The following is an 11931-nucleotide window of genomic DNA, read 5'->3' on the forward strand; positions in this document are numbered from 1 at the left end:
GCGTGTCGGGGAGTACCGACCAATGGGGTCCGTCGGCGTAGACTGCGTATAACTAACCCTCAAGCCGAATTACGACTGACGCATGTCGCGTGCAGAACTGAGCATCGGGTGTCCGAACTGCGAGGACAGGGCCGTCGAGGTTCGCGCGGGCGGTCGCGACCCGGACTTCCGGGACGCCGACCGGCTGACGGGGACGACCGTCGACTGCACCAACTGCGGCGACGAGTTCGAAGTATACTTCTACTGACGCTCGGCAGGTTCGGATTCGTCCGGTTTGGTGACGCGTGCAGCGACGTAGTCCGCACGTGTGATTCGACAGGCGTCACGTTGTCGGGGATAGCTCGACGCTACCGTCCACGTAGCCGGTCAATAGTAATGAGCCGGTCGGACGTAGCGAGCGTCGTGATGTCCGAGTCCCGCCAACGGGTCACCGCTCACTTCCACGAGGGGAGCCTCGAACTCCGATGCGAGGAGTCGCCCGACGAGTGGATTATCTCCCACGACCCCGTGTCGGTCGAACCGTAGTCAGACGCCCTTGCTCATCAGGTGACTCCGGAGGACGTCGTCGTCCTTGTTGCCCGCGCCGGTGTTGAGCAGGACCACGGTGTCGTCCTCGCCGAACTCCCCGCGTCGGGCGAGTTCCCACGCGCCGCTGGCGGCCGCCGCGCAGGTCGCGCCCATCTCCAGGCCCTCGTGCTGGGCGACCGCGACGGCGCTGTCGAGGATGTCCTCGTCGCTGGTGGCGACCGCGCCGCCGTCGCTCTCGCGCAGGGCGTCCAGAATCAGGGGGCTCGCGCCGGGGTCGGGAATCTCGATGCCGCCACAGATGGTGTCTGGGACCTCCCAGACCTCGTGGACGTCCTTCCCCTCCTCGAAGGCCTCGACCACGGGCGCACAGCCCGACGACTGGGCCGCGTACATCGACGGGAGGTCGTCGGTCAGCCCGAGGTCCCGGAGTTCCTTCGCGGCCTTGTGCATCCCGACGAGGCCGACGCCGCCGCCGGTGGGGTAGACAACCGCGTCCGGAACGTCCCAGTCGTTCTGCTCGACGACCTCGTACAGCATGGTCTTCTTGCCCTCGTGGCGGTACGGCGTCACGAACGTCTTGACCGAGTACCAGTCGTCGTGTTCGGCCATCGCGTCGGCGTAGGCCGCGCCAGCGTCGCCGATGCGACCCTCCACGACCGTCAGGTCGCCGCCGTGGACGTTCACCATCGCTTTGTTGGTGAACCCGGCCCGCGAGGGCAGGAAGACGTGCGAGTCCAGCCCCGCCCGCGCGGCGTAGGCTGCGGCGGCCTGTCCGGCGTTGCCGGCGGAGTTGAGCGCCACGTCGGTCGCGCCGTGTTGGACGGCCGCGGTGATCGCGGCGGTCTGACCCCGGTCCTTGAACGTGCCCGTGGGGTTGCGGCCCTCGTCCTTGAACAGGACTCGCCCCACGCCCAGCTCGTCGGCGAGGCTCGGACACTCCACGAGTTGCGTCGCACCCTCGTCCATCGACACCGCCGCACGCTTCGGGAACGGCAGCAGTTCCTCGTAGCGCCACATCGACTCGAAGGGTCTGTCGGCGAGGTCCTCGCGCGAGAGGTCGATGCGGTCGTAGTCGTAGTCGGGGTCCAGAATCCCGTCGCAGTCGGGACAGCGATGCGTCGCGCTTTCAGGGTCGAACGTCTCCCCGCAGTCGACGCACGTCAGTCCGACGAACGCCTCGGTGGTCTCCATGCGCTGGGGTTCGGAATCGAGGGACAAATCCCTGCTCATTTTCGCTCCGGGACTACACTCGCCCGGACCTGCGGCCGGCGCGCAACCACAACCGTCTTGCTGGCGGCTCCCCTCGGTCCCGCCGATGGGAATACTGGCGACCGACCGACGAGTGTTGACCCTCGCCTTCGCCCGGATGATAGACTCGGTCGCCAACTCCTTTCTAGTCGTGGTCCTGCCGCAGTTCCTCGACGAGGTGGTCCTCGACGTGCCCGGCGGTGGCGGCGAGCTGTTCGGAATCGCGGTGACCCAGTCCGTACTCATCGGGGTCGCGCTCTCGCTGTTCGGCTTCCTCAACAGCTTCGGCCAGCCGTTCGCCGGGCGGCTCTCGGACCGCACCGGCAGGCGCAGGGCGTTCATCCTCTCGGGGCTCGCGCTGCTGGGGGTCGCCAGCGGAGCCTACGCGTTCGTCGAGAGCTACCCCGCGATACTGTTCCTTCGGCTGTTGCAGGGCGCGGGCGCGGCGCTGACCATCCCGGCGACGGTCGCGCTGGTGAACGAACTCGCCACCGACGCGACGCGCGGGGGCAACTTCGGCGTGTTCAACACGTTCCGGCTCGCCGGCTTCGGGTTCGGCCCGCTGGCGGCGGGCGTCCTGCTGGCGTACGGTCCCTACGCCACCCCGGTCGGCTCCATCACGGGCTTTACGGCGGCGTTCGGGGTCGCGTTGCTCGGCGCGGCGGTCAGCTTCGGCCTCGTGGCGGCGTTCGTCTCCGACCCGGAGCGCACGGCCGCGAGCGCTGGCGAGGACCTCGCGGTGTCGGTCACCGACTCCGAGGACGCCGGCCTCGACCCCGTGTTCACGCTCGGCGTGGCGACGCTGTTCATGGCCATCGGCATCGGACTGTTCGCCACGCTCGAACCCCAGCTTTCGAGTCGGCTCTCGCAGGGGTCGGTCCTCTTCAGCCTCGAATTCGCGGCGGTCGTCATCGCCAACGTCGTCTTTCAGGCACCCATCGGCCGGGCCAGCGACCGGTACGGCCGGCGGCCGTTCATCGTCGCGGGGTTCGTCCTGCTCGGTCCCGCCCTGCTCGCGCAGGGGTTCGTGACCACGCCCGCGTGGATGGTCGCCATGCGATTCGTCCAGGGGCTCGCGGTGGCGGCGGTGTTCGCCCCCTCGCTGGCGCTCGCGGGCGACCTGGCGACGGAGGGACAATCCGGCACCACGTTGTCGATTCTGACCATGGCGTTCGGCCTGGGGACGGCCATCGGACCGCTTGCGTCGGGCTTTCTGGTCGCGTACGGGTTCGTCTGGCCGTTCGCGTTCGGCGCGGCGCTGGCCGTCGCCGGACTCGTGTTAGTGTACACGCAGGTCGAGGAGACCGTCGCGGACCCGGACGTTCCGGGGGTCGTGGCCGGGGACTGACGGCTCGTTGTCGCTCGCTTCGAGCGGTCGGGACTCTCGGTCCCGCTCGAACGGTCCGCGTTCGACGGGGCTCACCGCGGCGCGCGAGGAACCCATCCGGCGGGACGGGCGGGTTCTCGGACCCGAGACGTTTAGTTTTGCGTCGAGAAACGGTCAGGTATGCAAGCCGAGAAAATCGACCCGCAGGCCAGAGCGGCCGTCGAACGCCAGCAGCGGATTCCGATGCCACACAGCCGCCGGGGGCTCAAGCTCCTGCGGCTCGTCAGTCGCGCGACGGCGTGGGTCCAGAACCGGAACGCCCCGAGCGTCGGGGCGACGGTCGACGGGACGATTCCGGGGCCGGCAGGCGACCTCGACGCCCGACTCTACGTCCCGGACGCGGACGGCCCGTTCCCCACGGTCGTCTTCTTCCACGGCGGCGGGTACGTTCTGGGGAGCATCGGCACGCACGACTGGCTCTGCCGACACCTCACCCGCGAGAGCGGCTGTGCGGTCCTCTCGGTCGACTACCGGCTCGCGCCCGAACACCCCTTCCCCGCAGCGGTCGAGGACGCCCGCGCCGCCGTCGAGTGGGCGGCCGCGAACCCCGATTCCGTCGCCGGAAACGGGCAGGTCGCGGTCGCGGGCGATTCCGCCGGCGGGACGCTGGCCGCCGTCGCCGCGCTCGCGGCCGCCGAGCGCGACGGGCCGGAAATCGACTATCAGGCGCTCCTCTACCCGGGCGTCGGCGTCGAGGAGAGCCAGCAGTCGGTCCGGGACCACGCCGGCATCGTCCTCGACGAGGCCGACCTCCGGTGGTTCCGGGACTGCTACTACGGGAGCGAGATTCACGAGCGCAACCCCTACGCCGACCCGACGAACGCCGGCGACGTCTCGGGGGTCGCGCCCGCGACGGTCGTCACCGCCGGCTTCGACCCGCTTCGGGACGGCGGGAAAGCCTACGCCGAACAGCTCGTCCGCGACGGCGTCCCCACGCGCTACCGGAACTACGAGGACATGGTCCACGGCTTCATGACGCTCCGAGACGTCGACCGCGCCCGCGAGGCCATCGCGGACGTTGCGGACGATTTGGTCGACGCGCTGGCGGTTCGGTAGTCACGGGGAACGACTCGGTGGGGCCGTTCGTCGGCTTCGAACGCTGCCCTACTCGAACTCCGGTTCCCTGTCCTCGACGAACGCGTCCATCCCCTCGCGCTGGTCGTGGGTCCCGAAGAGTCCGCTCCACAGCCGGCGCTCGTAGCGCAGGCCCGACTCCAGACTGGTCTCGTGGGCCTGATTCAGCGCCTCCTTGGCGGCCGCGAGCGCGGTGCGGGGCTTGGCTGCCAGTTCTTCGGCGAGGTCGGCGACATGGTCGTCGAGTTGGTCGTCCGCGACGACCGCCCCGACCAGTCCGTGTTCGTGGGCGTCCTGGGCGTCGATGCGCTCGCCGAAGAAGATGAGCCGGCGGGCGATTTCGTCGCCGACCAGTCGGGGGAGTCGCTGGGTGCCGCCCCAGCCGGGCACGATACCGAGGTCGATTTCGGTCTGGCCGATGACCGCGTCCTCGCTGGCCACCCGGAGGTCACACGCCAGCGCGAGTTCGCAGCCGCCGCCGAAGGCGTAGCCGTTGATGGCGGCGACGACGGGCGCGGGGAACGCCTCTATCTCGTTGGCGACGCGGTGGCCCAACTCGGCGTACGCTTGTGCCTCGGGCGTCGAGAGGTCTTTCATGTAACCGATGTCCGCGCCCGCGACGAAGGCGTCCTCGCCCGCGCCGGTGAGAATCAGCGCGCGAGCGCCCTCGGATTCGGCCTCGTCGAGGGCCTCCTCGATGGCTTCCAGCGTGTCGACGTTGAGGGCGTTGAGCCGGTCGGGTCGGTCGACGGTCAGGGTCGCCACGTCGTCGGCAAACGACAGCCGGATGGTCTCCCAGTCGGACATACGTGAGCCGTGGCTCGCCGGCCGAATAATCCTTCCGAGATTCGGATACGACCGGACGGGGTCCGGCGCGGCCCGAACCCAGCGACGCCGGACGCTACCCTCCGAACTCCTCGAGGCCGCGCGCGGGGTAGCCGACCACGAGGTCGGCCCCCGCGGCTTTCAGGTCGGCCACGCGCTCGCCCACCTCGGCGGGTCGGCCGACCAGCGCGTAGTCCCGGACCGCCTTCGAGAGGACCTCTCGCGCGCGCCCTGACGCGGTCGCGTCGGTCGCCGCGTCCTCGGGGAGCGCACGCGCCACGGGGCCGCGTCGGGCCGCGTACGCCCCGACTGCGTCCAACACTGCGTCCTCGTCGTCGGTCAGCACCGTGGGCGCGTACACCGCGAGTTCGCCGTCGAACCCGGCAGCCCGGAGCGCCTTCAGGTCGCGCTCGGTCGACCGCGAGAGAAGTTCGAACTGGGTGGCACCCGTCGCGAGCGCGGCGCGCTCGACGCCCTCGGTGCCGACCCACGCGGTGGGGTCGCGCTCGACTGCCGCCCGGAGTCGGGGCGCGACCGCCTTTCCGCGCTCGTCGTCGGTGAGATACGCGGGGTGGCCCGCGACCGCGACCCGGCGCACGTCTTCGGGGAGGTCGGCGTCGAGCGCGTCGTCGCCGAGGGGGTCGAACCCCGCGGCGCGGACGGGCGTGGTCAGCCGAAGCTCCTTCTCCCGGGCGAGGCGGGCCAGCGTGTCGTCGTCGGGCAGGTGCTCGCGGCCCTCGTAGTCGACGGTTATCGTCTCGAACGGCAGGTCGAGCGCGCGCGAGACGTCGCACTCGGCGGGCTTGAGCGCGGCGGCGTCCAGTCCGGTCTCCGCGGCGCTCCGGCCGGTGGTCAGCACGCGCGGACACCTCCAGTAACAGTCACTCGTGATACTCGTCTACTGCTCGTGCGGAACTCGATCCATCGTCTCTGCGACCATGTACCCGAAGGTACCCCCGGAACCAATAAAAGCGTGTCGGCGTCGCGGATTCTTACCGGGCGCTCGCTGTTCGTGTTCGTCGGCGGGGGCTGTTACGGGCTGGTCGCGCTCGCGGTCCCGTTCACCCCCGAGATCGGCGCGGCGTTCGGCCTGCCCGGGACCGTCCCGCTGGTGGGAGACCTCTCGCCCGCCTTCGTGCCGCTGGTGGCGTGTAACGCCTTGCTCGGCGTCGCCGACAGCGTCCGCGAGCCCGCGAGCATGGCGCTGTTCGCCGACGAGGGCACCGACGACGGGAGCGTGGCGTCGAGTTTCGGCATCCGGGAGCTCGTCTGGCGGCCCGGCAGCGTCGCCGCGCCGATGCTGGGCGGCGTCCTGATGGACGTGGGAATGCAGTGGGTGTTCTTCGTGGGGGCGGCGGCCGCGTTCAGCGGCGTCCTCACCTTCCTCGGCGTGCTCTCGCGCAACTACGGGGTCGACGCGCTGACGCAGTGGTAATATCCACTCATTGAGTATAAGGAGCATTATTTGGCATTAACAAACCCTGAGTGATTCAGGGGTAGCCTCTTGTAATCCGTCACTCACTGTCCGCGTATGCACGAGTACCCTAATCCATCCGACTCCGGAGACCGAGCACACTCGGACGGCCGGCACGGTCGCGGCGAGGCGGAAGAACGTGACCTGCTCGCCGACCCCGACGACGACCGCGCCAACTGCGGCGTGGGGGTCGTGATGGACCTCGACGGGGAGGGCGGCCACGACGTCCTCGCCGACGGTCTCGACCTGCTGGAGAACCTCGAACACCGCGGCACGACCGGTGCCGAGGAGAACACCGGCGACGGCGCGGGCGTCCTCGTCCAGACGCCCCACGAGTTCTTCGCCGACGAGGTCGGCCCCGAACTCGACGGCGCGTTTCCGGCCCCCGGCGAGTACGCGGTCGGCACGGCCTTCTTTCCGCGCGAGGAGGCGGCCCGCGCCGACCTCGAATCGCTCGCCGAGGACGTGCTGGCCGACGAGGGCGTCGAGGTGTTCCACTGGCGGGAGGTCCCCACGGGCGAGGCCGACCTCGGGGCGACCGCCCGGGAGTCCGAGCCCGCGATTCGGCAGTTCTTCGTCCGGCCCGTCGAAGCCACCGGCGACGGTGCGGACGGTCCCACCGACGCTGCGGGCGACGACTCGTCGCCGGTCGACCCCGAGGCGTTCGACCGCCGGCTCTACGTCGCCCGTCGCGCGCTGGAGCGGGCGGTCGACTCGGCCGAACTGGCGGGAGCCGAACGCTTCTACGTCGTCTCGCTCGACCGCCGGACCGTCGTCTACAAGGGACTGCTGACCGGCCCGCAGTTGGCCGACTACTTCCCGGACCTCCGGGACGAGCGCATCGAAACCGGGTTCGCGATGGTCCACGCCCGGTTCTCGACCAACACGCTCGGCGCGTGGCACCTCGCGCACCCGTACCGCAACGTCGTCCACAACGGCGAGTTCAACACGATTCGGGGCAACGTCAACTGGATGCGCGCTCGCGAGGACGACCTCGAGAGCGACCGCTTCCCGGCCGACCGGGTGACGCCCGTGGTCACCGACCCGGAGGGCAGCGACACCGCCGCCGTCGACGACGCGCTCGGCCTGCTCGTACAGGGCGGTCGCGACCTCCCGCACGCGCTCCGGATGATGGTGCCCGAAGCGTGGCGGAAGGACGACCGGATGAGCGACGCCCGCAGGGCGTTCTACGATTTCCACGCCTCGCTGCTCGAACCGTGGGACGGCCCCGCGCTGGTGGCCGCCACCGACGGCGAGCGCGTCGGCGCAGTGCTGGACCGCAACGGCCTCCGGCCCTGCCGGTACGACGTGACCACCGACGGCCGGCTCGTGATGGCCAGCGAGGCCGGCGCGCTCGACACGCCGGAGAGCGACATCCGCGAGCGCGGCCGGCTCGAACCGGGTCAGCTCTTCCTGGCCGACCCCGAGGAGGGCCGCGTGATTCCGGACGAGGAGGTGTTCGCGGAGTTGACCGACGAGAAGTACGGGGAGTGGGTCGACGCCGAGCAGGTCGAGCTCGACGCGTCCGACGGCGGCGTCCCCGCCCGCGTGGACGATTCGGACGTCGGTCTCCGCGCGCGCCAGACCGCCTTCGGCTACACCCACGACGAACTCGACGAACTGCTCGAACCCATGGCGACCGCCGGCAAGGACCCGGTGGGGTCCATGGGCGACGACGCACCCCTGTCGGTCCTCTCGGAGTTCGACCGGCCGCTGTTCTCGTACTTCAGGCAACTGTTCGCGCAGGTGTCGAACCCGCCAATCGACTACCTCCGCGAGGACTGCGTCACCAGCCTCGAAACCCGGCTGGGCCGCCAGCGCAACCTGCTCGACGAGTCGCCGGCCCACGCCCGCCAGCTCGTCCTCGACTCGCCGGTGCTGACCGACGGCGAGATGGGCGCGGTCCGGGACTGCGAGCTCCCGGTCGAGACGGTCGACCTGACGTATCCCGAGAGCGACGACCTCGAAACCGCGGTCGAGCGCGTGCGCCGCGAGGCCCGCGAGGCGGTCGAGTCAGGCGCGGAAATCGTCGTCCTCTCGGACCGGCGGGTCGGTCCGGACCGGCTCGCGGTGCCGAGCCTGCTCGCGACGGGCGCGGTCCACCACCACCTCGTGCGCGAGGGCCTGCGGACCCACGCCGGACTCGTGGTCGAGTCGGGCGACCCCCGGACGGTCCACCACCTCGCGTGTCTGGTGGGCTACGGCGCGGGCGCGGTCAACCCCCGGCTGGCGTTCGAGTCCATCGCGGACCTCGTGGCCGGCCCTGACGGCGCGGAGGAGGCCGACGCAATCGACGCCTACGTCGGGGCGCTCGAAGACGGCCTCCAGAAGACGATGGCCAAGATGGGCATCTCGACGGTCGAGAGCTACCGGGGCGCGCAGATCTTCGAGGCCGTGGGACTCGACTCGGACTTCGTCGCCGAGTACTTCGAGGGCACGGCCGCGCGCACGGAGGGCGTCGGCGTCGAGGGCATCGAGCGCGACCTGCGCGAGCGCCACGCGACCGCGTTCGGGAGCGACGACGCCGAGGAGGCCGACGACTGGACGCCCGAACCCGAGCGCCAGGGGGAGTTCGAGCACCGCTCGTCGGGCCGCAAACACCAGTGGAACCCCGAGACGGTGGGCACGCTCCAGCGCGCGGTCCGGCAGGGCGACTACGACACGTTCGGCGAATTCTCGGAAGCCATCGACGACCAGAACGGCGACCTCCAGACGCTCCGGGGCCTGCTCGAGTTCGACGCCGACGACCGCGAGTCGGTTCCGCTCTCGGACGTGGAGCCGGTCGAGAGCATCGTCGAGCGGTTCTCCACGGCCGCGATGAGCCTCGGGTCGCTCTCGCCGGAGGCCCACGAGAACAACGCCGTGGCGATGAATCGCCTGGGCGCGAAGTCCAACACCGGCGAGGGCGGCGAACCGCCCGAGCGGTTCGACACCGAGCGCGAGTGTTCGGTCAAGCAGGTCGCTTCGGGGCGGTTCGGCGTCACCAGCGCCTACCTCGACAGCGCCGACGAGATTCAGATAAAGATGGCACAGGGGTCCAAGCCCGGCGAGGGCGGCCACCTGCCGGGCCGGAAGGTCAACGAGATGATAGCCCACGTCCGATACGCCACGCCCGGCGTGGGTCTCATCTCGCCGCCGCCCCAGCACGACATCTACTCCATCGAGGACCTCAAGCAACTGGTGTACGACCTCAAGTGCGCCAACCCCGACGCCGACGTGAACGTCAAGCTGGTGTCGGAGGACGGCATCGGCACCATCGCGGCGGGCGTCGCCAAGGCCAACGCCGACGTGGTCCACGTCTCGGGCCACTCGGGCGGGACGGGTGCGAGCCCCAAGACCTCCATCAAGCACGCGGGCCTGCCGTGGGAACTCGGCCTCGCGGAGGCAAACCAGATGCTCCGGGAGACCGGCCTCCGGTCGCGCATTCGCGTGGCGGTCGACGGCGGCCTCAAGACCGGCCGGGACGTGGCGGTCGCGGCCCTGCTCGGTGCGGAGGAGTACGTCTTCGGCACGGCCAGCCTCGTGAGTTCGGGGTGCGTGATGGCCCGCCAGTGCCACCAGAACACCTGTCCCGTGGGCGTGGCGACCCAGCGCGAGGACCTCCGCAAGCGGTTCCCCGGCGAACCCGACCACGTCGTGAACTACGTCACCTTCATCGCACGGGAGCTTCGGGAGATAATGGCCGAACTGGGCTTCGAGACGGTCGAGGAGATGGTCGGGCGAGTGGACTGTCTCGACCAGCGCGACACCGACCACCCGAAGGCCCGAGACCTCGACCTCTCGGGAATCCTCGCGGAGCCGGCGGACCACGACCCCGCGAGCGGGCCCCACCGCACTAAGACCCGCGAGCAGACCCACGACATCGGCGACCACCTCGACCGCGACCTGCTCGCGACCGGTGCGTGGAAGGCCATCGACGAGGGCGAACCCGTCGAACTCGAATCCGAGGTCGGCAACGAGGACCGCGCGGTCGGCGCGCTGCTCTCGGGCCGCGTCTCCGAGGCGTGGGGCGAGTCGGGCCTGCCCGACGACACGCTGACCTGCTCGTTCCGGGGCACTGCGGGCCAGAGCTTCGGTGCCTTCCTCCAGTCGGGCGTCGACTTCCGGCTCTCGGGCGCGGCCAACGACTACCTCGGCAAGGGGCTGTCGGGCGGTCGACTCGCGGTCTCGACGCCCGACGACGCCGCGTACGACCCGACCGAGAACGTCGTGGTCGGCAACGTCGCCCTCTACGGCGCGACCGACGGCGAGGCCTACGTCAACGGCGTCGCGGGCGAGCGATTCGGCGTCCGCAACTCCGGCGTGCAGGCGGTCGTCGAGGGCGTCGGCGACCACGGCTGCGAGTACATGACCGGCGGCGTCGTCGCGGTGCTTGGCGACACCGGGAAGAACTTCGCGGCCGGGATGAGCGGCGGCGTGGCGTACGTCCTCGACGAGGAGGGTGACTTCGGCGAGAGAGTCAATCGCGGGATGGTCCGGCTCGACTCGGACCTCTCGGAGCGCGACCAACAGGTGCTCCGCCGGCTGGTCGAGAACCACGCGGCCTACACCGACAGCGAGCGCGCGCAGGAACTGCTGGCCGACTGGGAAGCGGCGCTGGCGTCGTTCGTGAAGGTGATGCCCGAGGCCTACGAGCGCGCGGTGACCGAGGAGGGCCGCGAGGACGTGCGCAACTCGCCGCCGCCGAAAGCGAGGGTCCGGGAGGAGCGGGGTGTCGCAGCACGCGGCGGCGCGGACTGACTGTTCTTGTTTATAATACCATACCGAACTTAGATAATTATGTCCATAAATAGTATTTAATTATTAACTTGGCAATATAATATATTATTTTCTATATTTAGTTATGATTAATTATAAGTATTCAGGTCGGTTTAGGAAGTGCATGGTGAACGACTATGGCGTACAATTTTTATTTGTTAACTAACAGTTAATGACCATCCGAGTATAATCAGAAGTAGTCCCGCGAATCTGGCAGCGTACACTGGCGACCGCGATGCTGGTTCCGGGTCACGGGACCCTGCGTGGCGGAATTGAATGACAGTTCGAGGTCGAAGCAGAAAGAACAATCCGAGGAGGATAGCAGCGAACCCCCACACATCGTACGCTCCGATTGCTAGTGGAATAAATGGCTGTCCAATCATAGTTCACCCAGTAGTTTACGTGTTTAATACATAACTCCTAAATAAGAAAGGTCTTCGGTTGGTCGTCAACTACGAAACTCAAATAACGAGTCGCAGGGGTCGAACGCACCACGGGTTTTCGTAGTCAGTACGTGTTTAGCCCCGTCTGATTTCGTCACTGTCTCGTAGGTGGTGGCCTGTGACAGATACATGGTCTGTCAGCAGGGAGTCAGTCTACATTCTCAGGGATGGTCTCCGCTGCCCGGAGACCATCC

General features: G+C 69.0%; 8 protein-coding genes and 1 pseudogene. 6 read left to right on the top strand and 3 right to left on the bottom strand.

The window, feature by feature from the left end; all coding sequences use genetic code 11:
- Positions 1 to 82 precede the first annotated feature (82 nt).
- On the top strand, positions 83 to 247 hold the full coding sequence (locus tag EPL03_RS20215) for a hypothetical protein (RefSeq protein WP_168216302.1): 165 nt from the start codon (positions 83 to 85) through the stop codon (positions 245 to 247).
- Between the two features lie 128 nt (positions 248 to 375).
- On the top strand, positions 376 to 525 hold the full coding sequence (locus EPL03_RS20220) for a hypothetical protein (protein WP_168216303.1): 150 nt from the start codon (positions 376 to 378) through the stop codon (positions 523 to 525).
- Here the strand turns inward: EPL03_RS20220 and EPL03_RS17255 are convergent, their stop codons facing one another.
- Positions 526 to 1719 carry a threonine synthase gene (locus tag EPL03_RS17255; protein WP_135830584.1) on the bottom strand — a complete coding sequence of 398 codons (1194 nt, stop codon included), beginning with the start codon at positions 1717 to 1719 and terminating at the stop codon, positions 526 to 528. It lies immediately after the preceding gene.
- Between the two features lie 124 nt (positions 1720 to 1843).
- On the opposite strand from EPL03_RS17255, the gene EPL03_RS17260 reads away from it, so the two are divergent.
- Both EPL03_RS17260 and EPL03_RS17265 read left to right on the top strand, forming a co-directional pair.
- Complete coding sequence (locus EPL03_RS17260) at positions 1844 to 3124, top strand: MFS transporter (protein WP_135830585.1); 1281 nt, start codon at positions 1844 to 1846, stop codon at positions 3122 to 3124.
- A 159-nt stretch (positions 3125 to 3283) separates the two neighbouring features.
- On the top strand, positions 3284 to 4219 hold the full coding sequence (locus EPL03_RS17265) for an alpha/beta hydrolase (protein ID WP_135830586.1): 936 nt from the start codon (positions 3284 to 3286) through the stop codon (positions 4217 to 4219).
- A 48-nt stretch (positions 4220 to 4267) separates the two neighbouring features.
- Here the strand turns inward: EPL03_RS17265 and EPL03_RS17270 are convergent, their stop codons facing one another.
- Together EPL03_RS17270 and EPL03_RS17275 are read right to left on the bottom strand one after the other, a co-directional pair.
- A complete protein-coding gene (locus EPL03_RS17270) occupies positions 4268 to 5044 on the bottom strand; it encodes an enoyl-CoA hydratase/isomerase family protein (RefSeq protein WP_135830587.1) in 777 nt (258 codons plus the stop codon).
- A 94-nt stretch (positions 5045 to 5138) separates the two neighbouring features.
- Positions 5139 to 5921: a DUF7388 family protein gene (locus tag EPL03_RS17275; RefSeq protein ID WP_135830588.1), complete on the bottom strand. Its 783-nt coding sequence runs from the start codon at positions 5919 to 5921 to the stop codon at positions 5139 to 5141.
- A gap of 138 nt (positions 5922 to 6059) precedes the next feature.
- Here EPL03_RS17275 and EPL03_RS17280 point away from each other — a divergent pair.
- Both EPL03_RS17280 and gltB read left to right on the top strand, forming a co-directional pair.
- Positions 6060 to 6497: pseudogene (locus tag EPL03_RS17280) on the top strand (MFS transporter); the annotation flags it as partial.
- Positions 6498 to 6593: 96 nt separating this feature from the next.
- Positions 6594 to 11276: a glutamate synthase large subunit gene (gene gltB / locus EPL03_RS17285; protein WP_135830589.1), complete on the top strand. Its 4683-nt coding sequence runs from the start codon at positions 6594 to 6596 to the stop codon at positions 11274 to 11276.
- Positions 11277 to 11931: the final 655 nt, after the last annotated feature.

Source organism: Halorussus halobius (assembly GCF_004765805.1).
In the GTDB taxonomy this organism is placed as follows: domain Archaea; phylum Halobacteriota; class Halobacteria; order Halobacteriales; family Haladaptataceae; genus Halorussus; species Halorussus halobius.